The 22,030-nt window shown below is 65.6% G+C and carries 13 protein-coding genes and 1 riboswitch; of the genes, 6 read left to right on the forward strand and 7 right to left on the reverse strand.

From position 1 onward, the window contains the following. Both pflA and pflB read right to left on the reverse strand, forming a co-directional pair. Positions 1–721: pyruvate formate-lyase-activating protein (gene pflA, locus ABFE16_00510; protein MEN6343753.1), on the reverse strand; the 721-nt coding region annotated here is incomplete at its 3' end. 10 nt (positions 722–731) lie between these two features. Beyond that, on the reverse strand, positions 732–2,963 hold the full coding sequence (gene pflB / locus ABFE16_00515; protein ID MEN6343754.1) for a formate C-acetyltransferase: 2,232 nt from the start codon (positions 2,961–2,963) through the stop codon (positions 732–734). A 70-nt stretch (positions 2,964–3,033) separates the two neighbouring features. Then, a riboswitch (ZMP/ZTP riboswitch) is annotated at positions 3,034–3,120 on the reverse strand. A 287-nt stretch (positions 3,121–3,407) separates the two neighbouring features. On the opposite strand from pflB, the gene ABFE16_00520 reads away from it, so the two are divergent. After that, positions 3,408–4,478, forward strand: a complete 1,071-nt coding sequence (locus tag ABFE16_00520; protein MEN6343755.1) for a hypothetical protein — start codon at positions 3,408–3,410, stop codon at positions 4,476–4,478. Positions 4,479–4,495: 17 nt separating this feature from the next. On the opposite strand, the gene ABFE16_00525 is transcribed toward ABFE16_00520, so the two are convergent. From ABFE16_00525 to ABFE16_00540, 4 genes are all read right to left on the reverse strand, one after another. Then, on the reverse strand, positions 4,496–6,046 hold the full coding sequence (locus tag ABFE16_00525; protein ID MEN6343756.1) for a hypothetical protein: 1,551 nt from the start codon (positions 6,044–6,046) through the stop codon (positions 4,496–4,498). Positions 6,047–6,108: 62 nt separating this feature from the next. After that, positions 6,109–9,462, reverse strand: coding sequence for a heparinase II/III family protein (locus tag ABFE16_00530; protein ID MEN6343757.1), 3,354 nt, complete (start codon positions 9,460–9,462; stop codon positions 6,109–6,111). 101 nt (positions 9,463–9,563) lie between these two features. After that, positions 9,564–10,520: an alpha/beta hydrolase gene (locus tag ABFE16_00535; GenBank protein ID MEN6343758.1), complete on the reverse strand. Its 957-nt coding sequence runs from the start codon at positions 10,518–10,520 to the stop codon at positions 9,564–9,566. A gap of 39 nt (positions 10,521–10,559) precedes the next feature. Beyond that, positions 10,560–11,594, reverse strand: a complete 1,035-nt coding sequence (locus ABFE16_00540) for a hypothetical protein (protein MEN6343759.1) — start codon at positions 11,592–11,594, stop codon at positions 10,560–10,562. A gap of 137 nt (positions 11,595–11,731) precedes the next feature. On the opposite strand from ABFE16_00540, the gene ABFE16_00545 reads away from it, so the two are divergent. The 5 genes from ABFE16_00545 to ABFE16_00565 all read left to right on the forward strand — a co-directional run bounded on the left by ABFE16_00545 (position 11,732) and on the right by ABFE16_00565 (position 17,700). Continuing rightward, complete coding sequence (locus ABFE16_00545) at positions 11,732–13,363, forward strand: HlyD family efflux transporter periplasmic adaptor subunit (GenBank protein ID MEN6343760.1); 1,632 nt, start codon at positions 11,732–11,734, stop codon at positions 13,361–13,363. Between the two features lie 79 nt (positions 13,364–13,442). Then, a complete protein-coding gene (locus ABFE16_00550; protein ID MEN6343761.1) occupies positions 13,443–14,375 on the forward strand; it encodes an ABC transporter ATP-binding protein in 933 nt (310 codons plus the stop codon). Between the two features lie 60 nt (positions 14,376–14,435). After that, positions 14,436–15,389, forward strand: coding sequence for an ABC transporter ATP-binding protein (locus tag ABFE16_00555; GenBank protein ID MEN6343762.1), 954 nt, complete (start codon positions 14,436–14,438; stop codon positions 15,387–15,389). Further along, positions 15,386–16,564, forward strand: coding sequence for an ABC transporter permease (locus tag ABFE16_00560; protein MEN6343763.1), 1,179 nt, complete (start codon positions 15,386–15,388; stop codon positions 16,562–16,564). The genes ABFE16_00555 and ABFE16_00560 overlap by 4 nt, the downstream gene beginning before the upstream one ends. Positions 16,565–16,575: 11 nt before the next feature. Beyond that, on the forward strand, positions 16,576–17,700 hold the full coding sequence (locus tag ABFE16_00565) for an ABC transporter permease (protein MEN6343764.1): 1,125 nt from the start codon (positions 16,576–16,578) through the stop codon (positions 17,698–17,700). Positions 17,701–17,808: 108 nt separating this feature from the next. Here ABFE16_00565 and ABFE16_00570 read toward each other — a convergent pair whose 3' ends face one another. Further along, on the reverse strand, positions 17,809–21,870 hold the full coding sequence (locus ABFE16_00570; GenBank protein ID MEN6343765.1) for a glycosyl hydrolase: 4,062 nt from the start codon (positions 21,868–21,870) through the stop codon (positions 17,809–17,811). Between the last annotated feature and the right edge of the window lie 160 nt (positions 21,871–22,030).

Here is a 22,030-nt window from a genome sequence, read left to right on the forward strand (position 1 = left end):
GACGGAGTTCCTGCTGCACGACCGCCTCGAGCCGCGAGATGAGCGCCTGGTCGGGTGGGCGAGTGCCGGTCAGTGGGTAGTCGATCCCGAGCGCTTCCCACTTGCCCAGCCCAAGGGTGTGGTAGGGAAGCAGCTCAAGGCGCTCCAGCGACGGGACCCCGGCGACGAGTCGCGCCAGATCGCGGACTTCCTGCTCGGTGTCCGTCCAACCGGCGACGATCACCTGGCGCACCCACAGGGGGATCCGACGGGCTGCAACTTCCCCCAGGAAGGTGAGAGTGGCTTCGAGGCTCCCGCCGGTCAGGTCATGGTAGCGTGCGGGGTCGGCGTGCTTGAGGTCGAGAAGGATCAGGTCGGTGTAGTCGAGGGCGTTACGGACCTCGTCGTTCAGGCAAGCGCCACTGGTGTCGACCGCTGTGTGGATGCCGTGCTCCTTGCAGCGTTGCAGGGCCTCGCGAACGAAGCGGGGCTGAGCCAGGGGCTCTCCGCCGGAGAGTGTGACGCCGCCCTCGCGGCCGAAGTAGGGACGGTAGCGAAGAAGACGCTTGGTCAGTTCCTCGGCGGCCACTTCGGTGCCCCCGTCGAAGCCCCAGGTATCGGGGTTGTGGCAGTAGCGGCAACGCAGAGGGCAGCCCTGGAGGAAGACCACGCAACGAACTCCGGGCCCATCCAGGGCGCCCAGCGTCTCGACAGAATGAAGGCGTCCCCGCGCTGACTCCATCACCATCGCCTCACAACTGGTTGTGGAAGGTGCGAGCCAGGACTTCCTCTTGCTGCTCGCGGTTGAGCTTGTGGAAGTTGACCGCGTAGCCTGAGACGCGGATGGTGAGCTGCGGGTACTTCTCCGGGTGATCCATGGCCTCGCGGAGGATCTCCTGGTTCAGCACGTTCACGTTGAGGTGGTGCCCGGCCTGGGTGAAGTAGCCGTCCAGGAGGCTGACGAGGTTGTCAATCCGGGTGTCCGATTCCTTGCCGATCGTGTTGGGCGTGATGCTGAAGGTGCAAGAGATTCCGTCGCGACAGCAGTCGTAGGGAAGCTTGGCGACGGAGTTCAGTGACGCCAGGGCCCCGTGGCGGTCTCGCTGATGGAGCGGATTCGCGCCGGGGGCAAAGGGCACTCCGGCAGCCCGACCGTCGGGCGTCATGCCGGTCTTGTGACCGTAGACCACGTTCGAGGTGATGGTCAGAACCGAGAGGGTGGGTATTGCGTTGCGGTAGGTGGCATGGCGGGTGAGGCTGGCGTGGAACTGCTCCACCTGCTCCACGGCGATCTGGTCCACGCGGTCGTCATCATTGCCGAACTGCGGGTACTCGCCCTCGATGCTGAACTGGGAAAGCAGCCCGCGCTCGTCGCGACTCGCCGTGACCTTTGCGTACCTGATCGCACTCAGGGAGTCTGCCAGGACCGAGAGCCCGGCGACGCCGAAAGCCATGAACCGCTCCACCTCGGTGTCATGCAGCGCCATCTGTAGCTTCTCGTAGGCGTACTTGTCGTGCATGAAGTGGATCACGTTCATGGTGTTGGCGTAGAGATCGCAGAGCCAGTCGCGGCAGAAGCTGTAGCGCTCGATGACCTCGTCATAGTCGAGGACGCCCTCTGGGATTGGCGGCATCTCGGGGCCGACCTGGTTGCCCGAGAGCTCATCCCGGCCGCCGTTGAGGGCCATCAGGAGGATCTTGGGCAGATTGCAGCGAGCCCCGAAGTACTGCATCTGCTTGCCGATGCGCATGGCCGAGACGCAGCAGGCGATTCCGTAGTCGTCGCCGTAGAGCGGGCGCATCACGTCGTCGTTTTCGTACTGGATGGCCCCGGTCTCGATGGATACCTGGGCGCAGTACCGCTTGAAGGCCTCGGGTAGTGCCTGCGACCACAGGATGGTGAGGTTTGGCTCCGGCGCCGAACCGAGGTTGTAGAGGGTGTGCAGGAGGCGGAAGGAAGTGCGGGTCACCAGCGGACGGCCGTCTTCGCCGACGCCGCCGACGGCCTCGGTGATCCACATCGGGTCACCGGCGAAAAGCTCGTTGTACTCCGGCGTGCGCAACTGACGGGCAAGGCGCAGCTTGAGGACGAAGTCGTCGGTCAGCTCCTGCGCTTGCGATTCGTCCAGGGTGCCCTCTTCGGTATCGCGCTGCAGGTAGATGTCCAGGAAGGTGCTCACGCGCCCCAGGGACATCGCTGCGCCGTTTTGCTCCTTGATGGCACCCAGGTAGGCGAAGTAGGTCCACTGGATCGCCTCGCGGCTGTTCGTTGCCGGCCCGGAGATGTCCAGTCCGTAGGTGGCCGCCATCTCCTTGAGCTTGCTGAGGAAGTCGATCTGCTTGTAGAGCTCCTCGCTGAGGCGCATCGTCTCCTCGGTCATGGGCGTTTGACCCAGGCGGATCTTGTCCTGGCGCTTGGCCTCTATGAGGCGGTCGACGCCGTAGAGGGCTACACGCCGGTAGTCGCCGATGATCCGTCCGCGTCCGTAGGCGTCAGGAAGGCCGGTGATGATCCCGCTGTGGCGAGCCTTCTTCATCTGGTCGGTGTAGACGTGGAAGACGCCGTCGTTGTGGGTCGTGCGATAGGCGAAGTTCTCCTCGACTTTGGGGGAGACGTGGTAGCCGTAGGCCTCACAGGCCTGCCGGGCCATGCGGATGCCGCCGAAGGGATTCACGCTGCGGCACAGGGGTCGGGCAGTCTGCAGGCCCACGATCAAGTCGAGGTCGCGGTCCAGGTATCCGGGATGGTAGGAGAGCAGCGACGAGACCGTTGAGGTGTCGATGTCGAGGACGCCGCCGCTGAGTGCTTCCAGCTCGAAGTAGCGATCGGCCTTGGCCCGCACCTTCTCAGTGCGTTCGGTCGGTGGAGCCAGGAAGCTGGAGTCGCCGTCGTAGGGGGTGTAGTTGCGCTGGATGAAGTCGCGCACGTCGATGTCGGTCTGCCAGGGACCGGGGGTGAAACGGCGCCAAGCTTGTTCGGCCATGGGAGGACCTCCTCCACAGAGAGTGAAGTCCACGATCCGCTGAACCCAAACAAAAAGCCTGGGCCAGTGATCGTGGGGCCCAGGCGGTCGGCGCTTTGTATACCCGCCCTGATTCCTCGTGGTAAGCTCCACGGATCCGCCAGTCTCAGGGCGACCTCAGATTGTGTAGGAATCATACCCGGCAGATAGGGCGCTGTCAAGGTGAAGGACCTCGCTTCCGTCCACCCCGGCAACGGCACCTCACCCCCCTTGCCCCCTCTCCACGCGGTGGCGAGGGGGAGTTGAACGACCCTAGGACGAGGGCAAGCCCCAGGGGGATATCCCTTCCGTGGACGCGAGGCAGGAGGTCGATCAGTCGGGCGGTCGAAGAGTCGCGGCATCCTGCAGGCTTACACGTTTCGCGGGCTTCAGTAGCCCGGCAAGAGCACGTCACCGGAGGGTACCATGAGCAGCACAGAAGGCAGCTACCAGCGGGCAGACACCCAGTGGTTCGTCGAGGCCGGGTGGGGAGTGATGTGTCACTACCTGGCCGCGCCGCCCAGCAGTCACGGTCAGGCATCGTATACGGCCGAGGAGTGGAATCGGTGTGTGGACGGCTTCGACGTGGAGGGCCTTGCCGCGCAACTGGAGGCGAGTCAGGCCGGCTACCTGCTGATAACCCTGGGCCAGAACACCGGCTTCTACTGTGCGCCGAACGAGACCTACGACAACCTCGTGCGACGGGCTGAGAGTCGGCTTGCTCAGCGAGACCTGGTCAGCGATCTGTATGAGGCCCTCGCTCCGCGAGGCATCCGGCTGATGACATACCTGCCTTCGCATGCACCGGCCTTCGACAGAGAGGCCATCGAGGCCCTGAAGTGCACTCCTCGCTGGGACGCCTCTGCCTGGGGAATGAGACCCGGCACGTACCTTGCGACGACCGAGGTCGACGATCGGCTGACGGAGTTCCAGCGCAACTGGGAAGCGATCCTCCGGGACTGGTCGCTGCGATGGGGGAAGAAGGTCAGCGGCTGGTGGATCGACGGGTGCTACCATGCGGATCGGATGTACCGAAGCCCTGAGGCCCCGAACTTCCGCAGCTTCGCGGAGGCGATGAAGGCCGGTAACCCGGACAGCCTCGTGGCCTTCAACCCGGGCGTGAAGGTGCCGGTGGTCTGCCACAGCGAGTATGAGGATTACACGGCGGGAGAGATCGCCGGGGCGCTCCCGGTGCTGATGGACTCGCAGTGGAACGCGCCGAAGAAGCCCGAGCAGTACTGGGGCATGCCCGTGCACAAGACCGTGAAGGGGGCGCAGTACCACGTGCTGACCTTCCTGGGCTGCTACTGGTGCGGCGGGCACGAGCCGAGGTTCTGCGAGGAGTTGGCAGCAGGCTACTCACGCCATCTCAAGGACCTCGGCGGTGTGATCACCTGGGACGTGCCGATTGGCCGCGAAGGGCCTCGCAACGGACTGCTGCCCGAGGCCTTCATGCCGCAACTGAAGGCCATCGGGTCAGCAATGCGACGTGGATAGAAGGCCGAGTGCGCAGGCTAGGGCTTAGGCGGGACCTCCTGGGAAGGCTCGTAGGGCACGAACTGGAAGGAGTAGAGGTCGGCGTCCTTGAGGACCATGCGCAGGCGAACCGGGGTGCCTGCTAAGGCCTCTAGCTTGCCGTCGTTGCTCTGCCAGCGTACGAGATGACGGAGGGTGTCGCCGAGGATCGGCGGACACTGGTCGAGACGGTAGCCCTCGATCGGCTGGCCCGCAGCATCCTGCAGCTCGACCTGCACGCCACCGGCCCCCGAGGTCTCCATATTGAGCGCCAGGCAGCCACCCTCGAACAGGAGTGGCTTCGTGACGAACTCCCCGCCGGCGAGAGGCGCCTGCACCGACACAAAGCCGTCGATGCGCAGAGTATATCGACGGATGCTGGTGCTGAGGCCCTCCCAGTAGCCCTCGGTAGCGTAGATCGAGAGCTCGTTGGGCGCGTCCTCCGTGTCTGAGCGCGTCTCCGCCATTCCCCAGAGGATGTAGTTGTCGCCGTAGACCCAGCTTTCCTTTTGGCGTGGTCCGGGGCGGAGGAAGGCCTCCGGCCAGCGCTTGAAGGTGAGCCCGTCGCGGCTGCTCATGAACAGTGCATCGGTGACCGCGGTCGCGTAGCGGGGATGAGACTTGCCCCGGACGATCCGCTCCTCACGACCCGGGAGCGAGAACAGCGGCTCGGACCAGGCACGCTCGGTGTAGCGAGCCGGGAACCCAACGAATAGGTGCGGCGCCCGGTAGTAGGGCATGACCTGATTCACGTAGAGATGCTCGGCGGGTGCGCCCGGGTACTGCAACCACTCGGGCTTCGGGAAGTGGCGGATGTCAGGCGAGACCGCGGTGAGGATGTCCCGCACGCCCTTGTTGAAGCCCCGGTGGTACTCGCGGTACTCCTTGCGGACCGGATCCCAGAAGGCGAGGTTCTCCGAGTCGAAGGCGCCCTCGGTGATGACCGGATCGGGACTGAGCAGGGAGAAGTGGTACCCGTCGCCGGACTTGAGGATATACAGCCCTGTGGGCTTGCTGCCCAGGATGACGATCTTGTACCTCTCGTCGGCCGGACACGCGGGATTCTGATCGAAAAACACCGACGTGTGGGCCGGGTCGCCGCCGATCTGGCTCACGGTCTCCGGGGTGAGGACGATGTTGTTGGCCTTGGAGCCCTTGAACTCATAGATGCCAAGCTCCGGGCGAGTCCAGTGGATGCCGTCGTCGCTCTCGGCACAGCACAGATTCCAGGGGTGGTTCTCGAGGCCCTGGGCTGCCGGTCCGCTGTGCAGGTAGTGGCCACCGCGGTAGTACAAGCGATAGCGGTTGCCGTCGTGGACGATCGATTGATAGCCGCTGGCATTACCCTCCCAGGGCTTGTCGGTCTCAAACACAATCTCCCGCCGGACGGGCTGATGTAGCTGCAGGTGTGCGCCGCCGGAGAGAGAGGAGAGCAGCTCCTCGTCTACCAGGAGTTCGAGGCGGCTACCGAGGTTGATCGGCTCCTGAGCGCACAGCGGGGAGGCCATAAGCAGGATCACTCCTAGGATCAGACTGCCGGGACGGGTCATGGTGGTTGCTGTCCTCTCGCACGAGGGTCGGGTGCTCAGACGACGGAAGGGCAGAGAGCCTGCTAAGGGTTGCGCCAGGAGACGACCGGCAGGACCTCCCAGGCAGTCCCAGCATAGGCCTGCACGCCGACGGCATCGCGCTTGGTGTGGGCCTTGAGCCTGGCGCCGTCGGCCTCGACATCGCGAACCGGATAGGCTCGGAGGTAGTCGCCGTCGGTGACCAGCAGTGTGGAACCCTTGAGCAGATCGGCAGGTGGCAGGGCGCCCTCGAGGACGAACCAGGAGTCCGTCAGCTCGCGGCCCTTGTCGGTGATTGCTCCGCGGTAGGAGGCTACCGGAGAGCTGAGCTTGACACCCGGCGCCTCCAGACGAGTTCCGCCCACGAGACAGGCTTGCTGCGGCCGGTCCTTGAGCCCCAGGAGGGCAGCGAAACGGCCGTCAGTGGTCAGGTCGCCGAGGGCGGTTGTGCAGGTGACGGGAGTCGGAGTCAGGGCCGAGAGTATGACGTCGGTGCCCTCGCGCGTCTGGACCTCGATCACCACCAGGTCAGCGGGAGCCTTCGCGGGTGCGGGCAGGATCCGCACTCCGGTGACAAGCTCCTTGCCCGTAGCGGCGCCCTCAAACACGCTGACGAAGCTGCTCAGACCTGAGCCCTGACGCTGGCGGACGACGTAAGGCAGCGTCGCTCCGCGGTCGGTGTTTTGGTGGTCGCGCTGGCCCCAACCATCGCCGAGGAGAACAGTCTCACCCGGGCTTGCAGGCGTCCAGACGGTGAAGCCGTAGCCCGGCTTGTCTTTGGTCGGTTCGGACAGGCTCCACCGGACCTGCCAGGGGCCGTCGGGCTGGGCGCTCTGGACCTTCGTGAGGGGCAGAGCGTTCGAGGGCAAGGCGAACTCGAACTCGCAGCGCGTCCACTCGGCAGTTGGCGTCAGTGACCCGAGCCGGACGTAGAAACGGTCGGAGGCGGAAGAGGGGTCATTGGGCCAGTAGATCACGTCCGGGTTGACGACAGGCACCGTGCCCCGGATCCAGAAGCTGAGCCGGTAGCGAGCGCCGGAGCGTCCAGGGATCGCCGTGAGGCCGCGATAGCCGTCTGCTTCGCCGGCAAGGAGGGCGAGGTTGACGCGGGTATTGGCGTCGCCCTGAAGGCCTGCCGCACGAGCGCAGGTCTGGTCGGTGCGTCCGGGACTGCCAGGGCCCCACTCGCCCTTGCCGTCGCCGCTGTAGAAACCCCAGCCGGACAGAGTCTTGCCTGTGGAGGTAGCAGAAGGATTCGGCGCAAGGTTCGGCCCCAGACCACCAGCGGGCAAGACCTCGTTGATCTCCACATCGTCGACGCAGACTTCGCCGACCGCAGTGAGAGGGAAGCGGAGGGCGAAGGGAATCGGCGTGCCTGCGGGCGAGAAGGGAGCGAGGTTCAGGCCCTCGACCTGGTACTTGGTGCCCGGGCCATGGAGGAGGTACTGGCGGGTTGCGCCGGCCTGGACGCGGAAGATATCCAGCGCGTAGGACCCGGCGGCTCCATGGTCGACCTGCACGCAGGTGCGACGGTAGACGGAGGCCTTGTCGTAAGCCTTCGAGGAGGCCTCCATCACCTTGAAGGCAGGCGTGGTGGCGAAGAGGTGGAAGCTGCCTGCTCGCCCGCCGCTCTTCTGTTCGGTGGAGTCGAGCATGACGGTGTTGTGGGAGAAGGTGCGGCGGGTCTGGTAGGAATCCGGATGGTCCCACAGGTAACCGAGATCGGTGAGCAGCTCCTGGCCGTCCTTCCAGTAGTAGAGGTTGAGGCTGTCGATATGGTGGTGGCCGCCGAAGTCACTGGCGTTCAGCATCAGCAGGCTGTCGCGACCGGTGTCACCGGTGCGTGCGAAGCCCTGGGCCAGATAGGGGAAGACGACGTCCGGCAGGATGAAGGGCGTCTTGTCGGTGCCGGCAAGGTTGGGATCGCGGTACAGGGTGGCAAGGTAGGCTGCGCCACCGGTGGGTTCCTGAGCGACGGTCTCGCCCAGGAAAGCGAGGTGCTGCGGCGTCGGGTAGCAGAGCTGCAGCTCCTCGGCGTAGGAGCCGCCGATGCCCGTGGTGCGGTAGGAATCAGCGGCCGGCGGGTGGCGCAGGTTGCCCTGCAGGGTCCACGGGAGGGACTGCCAGCAATCGCCGAAGCGCGTGGACAGGCAGGCGTTGAAGTTGTCGAGGCGCTCTCCCTGCGCATCGCGGTAACCCTCCGGGTCGGAGTAACCCCGGAAGAGCAGGGCGAAGTCCATCACGCCTCCCATGGTCATCATGGCGTAGGCGGCGGACTCCGAGGTGCCTCCGTCGGGGAGGAACCAGTCATCGACCGTCTTGCGGAAGCCCTCGAGGCCGAAGTGGGTCAGGGCGGGAAGGCCGACGGTCATCCCGACGGCGGCGGCTCCGCAGCGATTGCCGACGGACTTGTTGTTGATGCCCGTGTCGAAGTAGGCCAGGTACGCGCCCTCGATCAGCAGGTCACGCTCGATGAGCTTGCGCTCCTCCTCGGTGAAGACCGGCACACCCTCGTCGACGGCGGTGCAGACCAGGTCATAGGCGAGGGCCATCCGGCCGACCCAGCCGCCGTCCATGCCGGAGGAGCCGATACGACTCGCGGACCAGTATCCGGTGTGGAGCCTGCGATCCGGCTTGTTGGGCGGGTAGACGAGCTCGTCCTCGGGAAGGTTGTTGATCTGACGCGCCGCCACGTGGGGATCCATGTCGGCGATCTCACCGTAGGAGTAGCCCGCGCGAACCAGGTAGTGGGGAAAGACCTCGGCGAGACGCAGCAGGATGGCCTTCGCGGCCCGGGCATAGCGGACATCACCCAGGAGGCCGTAGGCGCTGGCAAGGGTACTCAGTTGCCCGGAGACATAGCTGAACTTGCGGCCACGGATCATCCCGGTGAAGCTGGGGCGCGCCATGTACCCGAAGCACAGGAAGGCCTCGCCACCGCAGAAGGTGTAGCGCTGCGTCGGGTCCCAGCGGCTCTGCAGCACTACGCTCTCCGGGAATTGATCGTTGGGGAAGACCGTCTTGCACGCCTGGCAGGTGATCTGGTCAGGATTAGAGGGCGACCAGGACCATTGACCGTTGGGATGCCAGGGGAGACCCTTCGCGCGACATGCCGGACAGGGCCCGGTTGAGCTCGGTGAGGCAACGTCGATCATGCGCGTCAGGTACTCAGGGGTGATCTGAGGCAGCAGGGAATCGGCGGAACTGCGCAGGTTCGCCACGTACTTGCGGGCCCATTCGTGGCGCTCAAGGTTAAGCCTGGCGCGCTCGAGATCGGCGGGCTTCACGACACCGGCTGGATGCTGCACCTGGGCCCGGTAGCGCTCCCACTGAGAGTAGTCCAGGTCGCCGGCGTCCTGTGCGTGCACGACACTCACCGTCCCGAGAAGAAGAGCCATGAGTAACCACGAAGGGCCGTGAGACACAACCGTCATTCCGGTCACCTCTGCAAGGTCGCTTGTGGTGGCGCGTGAGACTTGGCCAGGACTGCGTCAGAGGCCTATTGCCCGGCGCGACGTATGAGTCCTTCCGCGCGGAGCCAGGCCTCGCAGCGAAGCGGCCAGGCAGCCACCTCTCCGCCGTTGATGCCAAGGCCGTAGCCGTGGCCACCCTTGTCGAACAACTGAAGGGCGCAATCGATCCCTCTCGCACGCAGGGCCTCGGCCATGAGCAGGCTGTTTTGCACCTTCACGCCGTCGTCGCGAGCATGGACGAGGAAGGTCGGCGGGGTCTGGGCGGTCACCTGCTTCTCGTTCGAGTAGAGCTCTACCAGGGCCGGGTCAGGCGTGGCTCCCAGGAGGGCCTTGCGTGAGCCCTGGTGGGTGACGGCGTCCGTCATGGAGATCACCGGGTACACCAGGATCATGAAGTCCGGACGGGTGCTGAAGTGCTCCAGCGGGTTGGGCGAGGCCGGGTTCGCCGCAGCGAAGTGAGTGCCTGCGGTCGAGGTCAGGTGGCCTCCGGCAGAGAAGCCCAGGATGCCCACACGGTCGGGGCTGAATCCCCAGGCAGCCGCCTTGCTTCGGACCAGACGGATCGCCTGCCAGGCGTCCTGAAGGGGAATCGGCGTCTCGCCCTGGGCGAGGTGTCCCACAGGCATGCGGTACTTGAGGACGATGCCCGCAACGCCGAGGGTGTTGAGCCAGCGTGCGATGTCGTGACCCTCCTTGTCGATGGCCAGGCCGCCATAGCCGCCACCGGGGCAGATCACGACGGCAGAGGTGGCCGGTCCCGAGCCGGGCAGGTAGACGGTAAGGGTCGGGTTGACGATGTTGGAGACGAAGCGGTCCGGAAGGGTCTTGCCGCGGTCGGTGGACTTCTCCATCTCCGACAAGTCAGGCGTCACGGGGCGGTCGGGCTCCCAGAGGAGCACCGTGGTCGGCTCGCCGGCACAGGCGCAGAGGGTGAGGCCCAGGAGGGCAAGGGTAAGGAAGCAGCAGGTGATCATGGTAGGCATAGCATCTCCGTGTTCGTCGGCGGTTGGTCCAGGAGTGGACTAAGGGTTCTGGGGCAGGGCGTCGATGGCTCTGGCCAGAGCGATCTTCTGGTTCAGGCGCGGACCGACGGCGGTGAACAGGTACAGCTTGCCCTCCTCCTCCAGGAGGAAGGGGTCCGACTGGCGCATATTGTCCGGCGAGAGGAGCGTGCGGTCGTAGAACAGACCGATGAACCTGGCCTGCTGGAGGCCGGGGTCGACTTCGCTCACGTACAGATTGGTGGTGCAGCCGACACCTTTGGGCACGATGAGGTCGCCGTGGTAGACGACATAGAGCTTGCCCTTCCAGGGGAAGAGCCAGGGCGAACCAACCTGTCCCACGCCGGCCGGCGGGTTGAGGAGCGGCTCCTTGCGCGCCTCCCAGGTCAGCCCATCCCTGGACAGAGCCAGGTAGATGCGCCGGGTGCCGCCGTTGTTGCCCATGAACATCATGACGTAGCGGAAGTCCGTGCCCGGGACTGAGTAACGGAACACGTGAGCGTAGGAGGCCTCACTGAGGCCCCGGTACATGCTGGTGTCGACCGCCACGGCCTCGTAGTCGAAATGGAGGCCGTCGGCCGTCGAGGCGATGCGAGTGGTGTTGTTCTCGCCGTGGAAGTAGCAGAAGAGCTTCCCGCGCTCCTCGTTGTACACGACCGAGGGGCCGCTGATGTGGCTGACCTTGTAGTGAGGAGGCCAGGCGCTGCGAAGAATCGGGTTCTCGCCGTACTCCTTCCAGGGACCCTCGAGGGAGTCGGAGTAGGCCAGGCAGATCCCGCCGGGCGCGTTGTGCGGGGAGTAGTAGAGGTAGTACTTGCCCAGCGGGCTGCGTAGGACGCCCTCGGTGCGCAGGATACTGGGGAAGATCACGTCCTTGCAGGGGTTGTACTTGAGGCCCTGATAGTCGAGGGTGATGCGGTCCGGCATGAAGACCGGAAGTCCGGCTGCGATGATGGCAGGATCGACCTTCGCCGACTTCGCCGTCAGGAGAGCAGGATCGGCGATGACGACTCCGCAGGTGAGGAGAAGCAACAGCGACAGCTTGAGCAGCAACATGGTACCTCCGGGGCGGGCGGCCTATAGGCTGCATGGCAGGTGACGGTGCCGATTCCGGCGAATCACACCCTGTCCGCCAAGGCTCTTGGTGAGAGATCTGCGAGGGTTGCCGTCTGATTCGCAGGAGACACCTTTCGATGACGCCACCCGAAACCTTGCGCAGAATTCCCCTGCCGGTACGCATCCTCCTGCTGGTTGTCGTGCTCGCAACTGTAGGCTTCCTCGGTTTCCGCGCTGTGCAGTCTTCCGCCGCCAGGGACAAGGGCGGGATTCGCGCGAGTGGGATCGTCGAAGCGCGGACGACCGAGATTGCCTCGGAAGTGGCGGGAACCGTTGTGGAGCGGCCGATCGAGAAGGGCCAGACGGTGAAGGCCGGGGACCTGGTCGCGGTGATCGCCAGTGAGGTGACTGCGGCACAGCTCCAGACCGCCGAGGCCGCCGTGGCGGCGGCTCGCGAGCAACTCCGGAAGGCAGAGGAAGGTGTGAAGCTGCAGGAGGGCGTCTCGTCGGGAGACCTCGCACGCTCGCGGGCAGCCCTGGGTACCGCCACGGCAAGATACGGGGATGTGCGCGACGGGTCTCGTCCGCAGGAGATCGAGGCGGCCTTCGCAGCGACCCGGCAGGCCTACGCAGCCCTGGAGGCTGCGAAGGCGCAGTTGCGTCAGCTTGAGCGAGGTCTGCGGCCCGAGGAGATTCGCCAGGCGGAAGCGGCCCTGGAAGCGGCGGCCGCTGAAGTACGGGTAGCGAAGGCGAGTCTGGCCGACCTGCAGGCGGGCGCGCTGGAAGAGGAGATTCGTCAGGCGGAGGCACAGGTTGAGAAAGCCTCTGCGTCGGTTGAGAAGACGCACAAGGACCTCAGCCGGGCTCGCTCGCTCAACGCCCAGGGCGCGATGTCGGATCAGCAGCTCGATTCGGCCGTTACGGCTGACGATGCAGCGCAGGCGGAGCTGAAGGCGGCTCGGGAACGCCTTGCGCAGGTGAAGCTCGGGGCACGCAAGGACCAGGTTACGGCTGCCCAGGCAAAGCTGGACAAGGCGCTGGCCTCAGAGCGAGGAGCCCGGGAAGCGCTGACACTGGCCCGGAAGGGGCCGCGTCAGGAGGATATCGACAGGGCCAGGGCCGCCGTGCGCCAGGCCTCGGCGACCTACGACGCAACCATCGCGCAGTTGAAGCTTGTGCAGGCCGGCTCGCGTCGCGGAGCAGAGAAGACAGCACGGGGACAGGTTGACGAGGCTCGGGCTGCACTGGTGCTGGCTGAGGCGAACCTGCGGCAGGTGGAGGTCAAGAAGGCCGACGCCGATGCGGCCCAAAAGCAGGTTGAGCAGGCTCAAGCGGGCGCAGAGGCTGCTCGCGCAAGTCTGGACAAGTACCGGATCCTCGCTCGGACGCCCGGCGTGATCGACGACACCCACGTGCGGGTCGGAGAGGTCGTCAAGCAGGGCAGCTCCCTGGCGACGCTGGTGGACTTCACGGACACCTGGATCAGCGTGTATGTGCCGGAGCCTCAGCTCGCGCGGGTGGCGCTGGGACAACCTGTGCAGGTGTTCATCGACGGGTACCCCGGTCAGGCCTTCAGCGGAAAAGTGCGGCGGATTGCCGAGCAGGCGGAGTTCACGCCCAAGTACGTGCAGACCTACGAGGAGCGCGCTCGAAGCGTCTTCCGGGTTGAGGTGGCGGTGGACAACGCGCGGGGAATCTTCAAGCCGGGAATGCCTGCCGACGTGGTGATCGGTGCGGGTGCTCAGGGCGCCGGTGCAGCGCGACCGTGACCCTGGCGGGCCGGCGACGCAAGCACAACTTCATGTCAGGGGAGTCGTGTCTACTCCTTTGGACCCCGTGACCGCCTCCATGCCGAGTACCGAGCCTGCCATCGATGCCCGGGGGCTGCGGAAGTCCTTCGGGCCGATCGTCGCCTGTGATGGGATTGACCTGAGGGTGCAGCAGAGGGAGATACTCGGCCTGGTCGGCCCCGACGGCGCGGGCAAGACCACTACCTTCCGTCTGCTGTGTGGAATCGTGCAACCGGATAGCGGAAGCGCCCGTGTCGCCGGGCAAGAGGTGACTCGCGACCCTGAGGCCGTGAAGGCGCGCATCGGCTATCTTCCCCAGCGCTTCAGTCTCCACCGAGACCTTACCATCGACGAGAACATCCGCTACTTCGCGGACCTGTACGAGGTGCCGCCGGGCACCTGGGAACGACGCCGCGACGAGTTGCTGGAGATCACCTACCTGACGCCCTTCCGAAGTCGGCTTGCTGGACGGCTATCCGGTGGGATGCGCCAGAAGCTGGCGCTGCTGTGTACCCTGATTCACCGACCTCAGATCGTCCTGCTGGATGAGCCCACTACGGGTGTAGACCCGGTCTCGCGCCGGGACTTCTGGAAGATACTCTATGACCTGCCCCGACAGGGCGTGACCATGGTCATCAGCACCCCCTACATGGACGAGGCCTCGCGCTGCAACCGGATTGCCTTCATGTATGAGGGACGTGTGTTGGCGCTCGACACGCCGGAAAACCTGCGCGGGGCGATGAGGGGCCGGATGCTGCAGGTTCGGTGTACTCCGCAGCGCACCGCTCGCGAGGTACTGAAGGCGTGTGCGGCTGTGGAAGGGGTGGAGGTCTTTGGCGATCGGCTCCACGTGGCTCTGCGGCCCGGTGCGGGGACGACGCAGGTGCAGGAGGCGTTGGCGGCTGCTCCCGTGGAATGCAGAGGCATTGAGCCCGCCGAGCCGACGCTGGAGGACGTGTTCATGGCGATGAGCCAGCGAGGACGACACTAGGACCGACGAGAGCTCGGGACCATCGGAGGGCTGTAGACCGTCGGCTGCGGAGGCACTCTTATTCCCGCTGCGGTAGTCGTCGAAAACCTCACGAAGCGTTTCGGCACCTTCACCGCCGTCCGGTCGGTGAGCTTCACCGTCCAGGAGGGTGAAGTGTTCGGATTCCTGGGCCCCAACGGGTCGGGGAAGTCGACGACGATCCGCATCCTGTGCGGGCTCTTGCTCCCGACGCAGGGCTCGGCGACGGTGGCCGGCCTCGATGTGATGACCCAGACGGAGCGCATCCGCAAGAGCGTCGGGTACATGCCCCAGTTCTTCTCCCTGTACGAGGACCTGACCGTGGCCGAGAACCTGGAGTTCTACGGCGGCATGTACAGCGTCCCGCGCCAGACGATCCGGGAGCGCCTTGCCGCACTGGGCGAGAGACTCGACCTTGGGCCGGTGATGGGGCGCCTGACGCGAACGCTCTCGACCGGCTGGCGGCAGCGGCTTGCCCTGGCCAGCAGCCTCGTGCACTGTCCTCCGCTGCTGTTTCTCGACGAGCCGACGAGCGGCGTGGACCCTGTGACGCGGCGGCTGTTCTGGGAGGTCATTGACGACCTGGCTCACGAGGGCACCACCATCTTCGTGACCACTCACGTGATGGACGAGGCCGAGCACTGCACGCGGCTGGCGATGATGCACTACGGCGATCTGGTTGCCCAGGGCAGCCCGACGCAGATGCGTCAGGAGCATGCGGGAAGCCTGGTGGAGGTGCGTGCCCGGCCCCTGTGGGAGGCGCTGGAGTCGCTGGAGCATGCCTCGGGAGTTGCCGAGGTGGCGCTGTTTGGTGATGCGCTGCATGTCGAGGCTGCTGAGGGCGTGGAGGACCCCGTTGGGACAGTCTCAGAGGCCTTGCAGAAGGCTGGCGTGCAGCTTGAGGCCATCTCACGAGTAGAGCCGACGATGGAGGACGTGTTCGTTTCGCTGGCTCGTCGCTACCGCCCCGCCGACCAGAAGGGGGGAGGCGAGTGACCGAGGTGCCTGCCTCCTCGCCCGAAGGTGACCGGGGCACGCATCGGCTGAGCGTCCGGCGGATGCTCACCGTGGCAAGAGTGGAGTGGATCCACAACCGGCGGGATGTGCGCAGCCTGTTCGTGATCCTCGCGCTGCCGGTGGTGCTGCTGGTCCTGTATGGCTACGGGATCAACTTCGATCTGGACAAGATCCCCTTCGCCGTGTTCGACCTCGACGGAGGGGAAGCCTCGCGGGACCTGCTGCAGCAGTTCGTGCAGAACCGCTACTTCTGGTTGCGCGAAGTGATCACCGACCAGCGACAGATCGACGAACTGATGGACCACGGGCGCGTTGTGTTTGTGCTGGTGGTGCCACCCGACCTGGGCCGGACTCTCGGTGCTGGACGCAGTGCCCAGGTGCAGGTGGTGCTCGATGGCGCCGACACCACGCGAGCACAGGTGGCGATCGGCTACATAGAGGGTGCGCTCTTCGACTACTCCTCGCGTCTGGCGCTGCAGCACGCGGTGCGCCAGGGCGTCAGCCCGGCTGCTCCCTTCACGGTTCACCCGACGATTCTGTACAACGCCGACCTGCGCAGCACGCGGTTCATCGTGCCGGGTCTGATCGCGGTGCTGCTGACGATTCTGTCGGCGCTGCTCACGTCGACCTGCATCGTCCGGGAGCGCGAGTGGGGCAGCTTCGAGTCGCTGGTCACCTCGCCTGCCCACGCGACGGAGATACTGTTGGGCAAGATCATCCCCTATGTCTGCATTGCCTTTGTGGACGTGCTGGCATCGATCGCCGCCGGAAGGTTCGTGTTCGGCGTCTATCCTGAGGGGAGTATCGCGCTGCTGCTGAGCGCTAGTGTTCTCTACCTGCTGGCCTCGCTGGCGATCGGAGTGCTGTTCTCCACCACGGTCCGCACCCAGCAGATGGCCATCCTGTTTGCCATGCTCTCGACGCTGCTGCCGACGATCCTGTTGTCGGGGTGCGCCTTTCCGCTCCGGAGCATGCCGGTTGAGCTGCGGGCGCTGTCAAATGTGATTCCGGCGACACACTTCCTGGTGATCATCCGCGCGCTGTACCTGAAGGGTGCAGGCCTGGCGATTCTGTGGCCGCGTCTGCTGGCCCTGTTCGGTTTCGCCGTGGTCCTGGTGACCATCGCCGTGCGGCGCTTCCAGAAGAGACTGTAGGGCAGAGACCGATGGGAAGGCTCGCGTACGTGCTGCGTAAGGAGTTCACCCAGCTGCGCCGCGACAAGATGATGCCGCGGATGATCCTGTTTGCGCCGGTCCTGCAGCTCGTGCTGTTTGGATATGCGGCGACCAGTGATGTGCGGAACGTCCCGGTCGCCGTGTATGATGGCGATCGCAGTGCCGACAGCCGCCTGATCGTGGAGGAGATCGCGCACAGCTACTACTTCCATCTCGTGCCCGCAGCCCAGGACCCACGGGACCTCGAACGCCAACTCCTAACGGGCAAGGCCCAGATTGGCCTGCACATCCCGCCGGACTTCCACCGCGACCTCATGCTGGGGAAGACGCCGCAGATCGGGCTGTTAGTGGACGGCACCGACTCCAACACAGCCGGTGTGGCGGCAGCGTATCTGCAGGGGATCCTGCGGCAGAGGTCGCTGCAGTTCCAGACGCGCCAGTCACGCGCCGACGGTAGCTTCGGGGTCGACATGCCGATACTCACCCCCGAGCCTCGGGTGTGGTTCAACGACGAGCTCAAGAGCATCAACTTCATGGTGCCGGGTGTAGTGGGGCTGATCCTGCTGGTGCTCACCGTCAACCTGGCGGCTCTGTCCATCGTCCGCGAGCGCGAGACGGGAACGCTCGAGCAACTGATGGTAACGCCCCTGCGCAGCTACGAACTGCTGCTGGGGAAGATGATTCCCTACGGGTTGCTCACCTTGCTCGACAGCGGCGTCATCGTCTTGGTGGCTCGGCTGTGGTTCCACGTTCCGCTGCGGGGAAGTCTGGTGCTGCTCTTCGCCATGGCCGCGGTGTTCCTGGTGACCAATCTGGGGCTTGGTCTGCTGATCTCGGCGGTGTCGCGGACTCAGCAGGAGGCGCAGATACTGGCCTTCCTGCTGATCATGCCCTCGGTGTTGCTCTCCGGCTTCATGTTCCCGATTCAGAACATGCCGGAGGTGGTCCAGTGGGCGACGTACCTGATCCCCTTCCGCTACTTCCTGGAGATTGCTCGCGGGCTGTTTCTCAAGGGTGTCGGCGTGGCTGTCCTGTGGCCGCAGATGCTGGTGCTGTCGGCCTTCGCGCTGGCGCTTCTCGGCGCTGGTGTCGCGGCCTTCAAGAAGCGGCTGTAGTCGGGGCTGAGGCGGCAAGCCCACGAGCTTGCGCACACGAACAAGAGGGCCGGACTGCCAGGATGGCGGTCCGGCCCTTCGCATGTCGGCGAGTTGACGTCGCGGGCCTTAGCGCAGGGGAACGACCTTGCCGCTGCAGAGTGTGACCGGCCCTAGTAGACCCGAATCGAGCAGCGGCGAGTCCTTGTGGTAGTGCTTCCAGGTGGTGAAGGTATAGCGTCCGGTCGCCGGACGTGGCTTGCCTTCGAGGAGCCAGGAAGGCCACGCCTTCATCGAGCCACCGCTGGTGAACTCGGCGTCATCGGGAAGCTGCTCGTCGCCGATGAGTCGGTTCGGCCACAGGTTGGTGATCCTGACCTCCAGCGAGTTCGCACCGGCCTTCGCAGCGGAGGTGATGTCCACCTCGAAGGGCGGCTTCCACAGGGTTCCGAGGTCGCGACCGTTGAGTCGCACCTGGGCGAACTCGTGCACGACGCCCAGATTCAGCTTGAGCACGCTGCCGGGTGTGAGCAACTGGGCCGGTACGTCGATCTGCTTCGCGTAGGTCGCGGTGCCCGAGAAGTACTTGATGCCAAGGTCGTCGCTCTCGGGCCAGGAGATCAGCTTGTCGAAGGTCGTCTTCTCGGGCGCTCCCCAGTTCGGCGGGAAGCGGACCTCCCAGGGACCGGCGATCTCGATCGGCGGCTGGACCTGCGCCACCTGTGCCCGCAGGACCTTGCCGCCGGCAGTGGTAGCCTCGTAGTTGCCCCGCTGCCAGGCGGTGAGGGTGGGCGTGCCGTCAGCGCTCAGCGACAGGTCTGCCATGGCCTGAAGGGTGGTGTCGAAGCCCGCCTCGGTGCCGTCCGGGAGGTCGACGGACTGGTTCTCGGCATAGGTCTTCGCGTAGAGCCGACCGTCGAGGAGGTACTCGACACGGAGCTGCTTGACGACCAAAGGCGCCGGGTCACCGGCGATGTCGTTGCCCGCGATGACAGAGAGGGTACCATCGTGGACCAGGGCCTGCAGTTGGGTGGTCAGATCGGCGGAACCGCTCTGCGCCGGAGTTGGCTCGTCAAGGCTGGGCAGGCCGTACAGCGCCTTCAGGATCACCAGGTCGGGCTTCTCACCCGGCTGAGCGGCCGCTAGCGCGTCCTTGCCGGGGAGCTGCAAGGTCGAGTTCTCGGTGACCGTCGCGACAAAGGGGCGGCCATTGTAGGTATAGCGGACGAGAAGCTGCTTGACGATGTCCTGAGCGGGGTCACCGGCCAGCGTGTTGTCCGCGCGGACCGTCAGTGTTGCATTGCGGACCATGTGCGAGAGCTGGGTCGTGACCTCCACTACGTTGGGAGTGGCGGCCTCCGCAGGACCGTAGAGGGCGCGACGGATCTGCAGGTCGGCACGGCGCATCGGCGGTCGCTGGAGCAGGGACACGCCGTCACGCTGAGCCGCTACGAGGTTGTCGGCAGCCTCAAGCGGCTGGCGGAAGACCACGAAGACCGTGCCCGAGGGATCAAGCCGCAGGGGCACGGTGGTGCGGCCCTGATCCTGGCGAAAGACCGGCGCGCGCTCGACGGTGCCGGTGTCCGGGTGCCAGAGCTCGGGGACCTTGCCCGCAACCCGGAAGGTGCACTCGACGTACTCGGTGCGCGGACTCTGACAGGCGACGAAGTAGAGGTCGGCACCTTCGGCCTGGCGGTGCAGGTAGTTGAGGATCGGTCGGCGGTTGCCGGCGGTGTACTCGAAGTCGGGCGGCCCAACGCGGGCGGCGAGAACCTCCTGGATGGGCTTGCCCCAGATGATAGAGCCCTTGCCGAAGGCGCGCTCGGTGACTTTCTGGCCGTCGCAGTCGCCCCAGAGCTCCTGGGCGAGAGCTTGCACCTGCGAGTCGGCTGTGGGGTAGCCCTGCAGCCCTGGTGCCCGCAAGGGGCGCGGACCGATGACAGTCGCACCGTCGCGCACCAGGTTACGGATACGAGTCAGGAGCGCGACGCTCATGGTCTGGCTCTCGGGCAGAACGAGGAGGCGATAGCTCATGCCGTCAGGCAGCACGAGGCGGCCGTCTTGCACGGTCATGCGGTGGAGGATCACGTCGGTGTTGCAGGCGTCGTAGTCATAGCCCTCGGGCGGCGCCGGACGCAGACCGCTCCGACCGGCGGGGCTGTTCGGCGACCCCTCACCGATGAAGTAGCACAGGTCGGCCGAGAAGAGGCCCTCCTGCAGCAGGTACTGGCAGCGAGTGAGGTAGCTGGTCCAGGCTGGAGCCTGCTCCCACCAGGTAATGGTGCGCTCGAAGTGGAAGCCGTGCGGCCCCATGGTCATCCCGGGCAGGTACTCGGTCCAGGGCTGATGCGCATAGCGGTGGAAGATGAAGCGGTTCACGCCGCCGCAGTAGATGAGGTCGCCCAGGGCCTTGAGCGAGTAGGGATGATTCTGCCACTTGCCCTCGCTGGAGTCGGCGGTGAAGGATTCCGCGCCGACGTACCTCCTGCCGAAGGTGTGGGCGATGGAGGAGGCGAGCTTGCTGTTCTGGTTGCTGTTGCCCTGCCCGGCCCAGAATTCGGACATGGGAACGTCAGCCTTCGAGCCGGAGGTAAGGTCGTCGAAGCCGCCGTTCCCATAGGGCTCAGCGGAGAGCAGCATCCCGCGCTGATGGAGAAGCTCGGCAAAGTAACCGAAGTAGTTCTCGGCGAAGAGGTCGGCGATGGTGCGCCGCAGGTCCCACAGGAACCGCTCAGAGAGGTCGAGACTGCCGACCACTCGCCCGGTCATCACGGGGAGGAAGGGCAGCATGTCGTAACCGCAGCGGCGCTGGAACTCCTCACGCATGAGCGGGGTCCAGTTCTGGGTGAAGACCTCGTAGCTGTCGATGAGACTGTGCTTGAGGGTCTTCCCGGCAAGCGGCCCGACGTCGCCGATCACCTTGTCCACCATCCCGGCGAAGTGGGCCCGGACCGCCTCGCGACTCATCTTGTCGCACTCCAGTCCGATTCCCTCCGCAGAGGCCGGGTGATTCTGCTTGCCCGTGGGAGTGTAGCCGAAGCGCAAAACGGTCCAGTCTCCGGCCGGGGCGTTCCAGGTCAGCTTCCCGTCGGCCTCCATCTGGGCAGTCAGGTCGAGGATACGACTGCGGTCGACGGCGGCGTCGGCATCCACCGTCTGGGTGTCCGGCGCCGGGTTGTTGCCGCGCGTGAACCCGGCCTTGGCGGCGAGGTTGCCGATCCGGTACCCCGCCTCGATCTCGATCTCTCCGAGGTTGAAGGCCCCGCGAGGCGAGGCGATCTGCGGGAAGCTGATGCGCCAGATTCGGCCCGTTGCAGGGCTGAAGCCGACGGTCATCGGGGTCTTGGTGATGCCTGGCTCGGGCACGGTGAAGTCGGCGACCTTGCGGAAGGTGGCTCCGTCATCGGAGACCTCGAGGGTGCCCCGGATCGCGCCGCGACCACCGACTGCCTTGATGGAAAGCCCCCGGGCGGTGACGGCAGCGGGGTACTCCATCAGGAAGTCATAGGTCTTGTCCTTCACGCGGCCGACGAGGGCGACCGCAGTCCCCGGGTTGCCGTCCACCAGTCGACCGGCATCGACCCCCGGCAGGTTCGTGGTCACCTTCGGTTGTGCCTCGGGTGCTGCGGCTTGCTCTGCCGGTGCTGTTGGGAAGGCCAGCACGGCGATGTCGCGGTAGAAGCCCACGTTTGCCTGGGGCTGAGCGAGCTGGACGGCCACCTGCGAAGGACCGGTCACGCGCTGCTCGGTGAAGACGACCATCTGCATGGCGTGCTCGGGAGTGTTCCAGGGGCCGCCGCTGCTGGACCAACCGGCGCAGTTGTGGATGCACAGCTCAAGACCCAGCCGGTTCGCCTCCTGCACGGCGTGAGTGATCATCTCGCGCCATTCCGGGCTCATGTACTTCACGGGGCCGGGCAGGATGCCATCGGTTACGTCGAAGATCTCTGCGCCGCCGAGGCCGACCTGCTTCATGGCCTCGAGGTCGCGGGTGATGCCGATCTTGGTGATGTTGCCGTTCATCCAGTGCCACCAGGTCCAGGGCTTGGCCGAATCAGGAGGGTTGCGGAAGCCCTGCTCCAGCGCGACGCCGGCGGTAGCGTCCGCCGCTGGACAGACCCCCGAGAGCCCCAGGACAGTCAGGAGAACGAAGGCCAGGACAAGCGTGCCGACAAGGGGCGACCGTCGCATGGGCATCACTCCAGGAGAGACAGTTATCCCGCCACGGCGGGAGAGGTGCACGGCAGGACGAACCTCCCGGCCGTTCTGAGGCAGCCGGTTGGCCCCAGCGCAGTTTTCCTCGCGGTGCTGCGAATCCCTTCGGTGTTCGCTTCGGCGCCAATGGGTCGAC

The sequence above is a fragment of the Armatimonadia bacterium genome (assembly GCA_039679385.1).
Lineage (GTDB): Bacteria > Armatimonadota > Zipacnadia > Zipacnadales > JABUFB01 > JAJFTQ01.

What these genes read in the sequence shown, in the direction of transcription:
- pflB (MEN6343754.1), bottom strand. Translation starts at nt 2,963, where the DNA reads ATGGCCGAACAAGCTTGGCGCCGTTTCACCCCCGGTCCCTGGCAGACC.
- ABFE16_00520 (MEN6343755.1), top strand. Translation starts at nt 3,408, where the DNA reads ATGAGCAGCACAGAAGGCAGCTACCAGCGGGCAGACACCCAGTGGTTC.
- ABFE16_00525 (MEN6343756.1), bottom strand. Translation starts at nt 6,046, where the DNA reads ATGACCCGTCCCGGCAGTCTGATCCTAGGAGTGATCCTGCTTATGGCC.
- ABFE16_00530 (MEN6343757.1), bottom strand. Translation starts at nt 9,462, where the DNA reads ATGGCTCTTCTTCTCGGGACGGTGAGTGTCGTGCACGCACAGGACGCC.
- ABFE16_00535 (MEN6343758.1), bottom strand. Translation starts at nt 10,520, where the DNA reads ATGCCTACCATGATCACCTGCTGCTTCCTTACCCTTGCCCTCCTGGGC.
- ABFE16_00540 (MEN6343759.1), bottom strand. Translation starts at nt 11,594, where the DNA reads ATGTTGCTGCTCAAGCTGTCGCTGTTGCTTCTCCTCACCTGCGGAGTC.
- ABFE16_00545 (MEN6343760.1), top strand. Translation starts at nt 11,732, where the DNA reads ATGACGCCACCCGAAACCTTGCGCAGAATTCCCCTGCCGGTACGCATC.
- ABFE16_00550 (MEN6343761.1), top strand. Translation starts at nt 13,443, where the DNA reads ATGCCGAGTACCGAGCCTGCCATCGATGCCCGGGGGCTGCGGAAGTCC.
- ABFE16_00565 (MEN6343764.1), top strand. Translation starts at nt 16,576, where the DNA reads ATGGGAAGGCTCGCGTACGTGCTGCGTAAGGAGTTCACCCAGCTGCGC.
- ABFE16_00570 (MEN6343765.1), bottom strand. Translation starts at nt 21,870, where the DNA reads ATGCGACGGTCGCCCCTTGTCGGCACGCTTGTCCTGGCCTTCGTTCTC.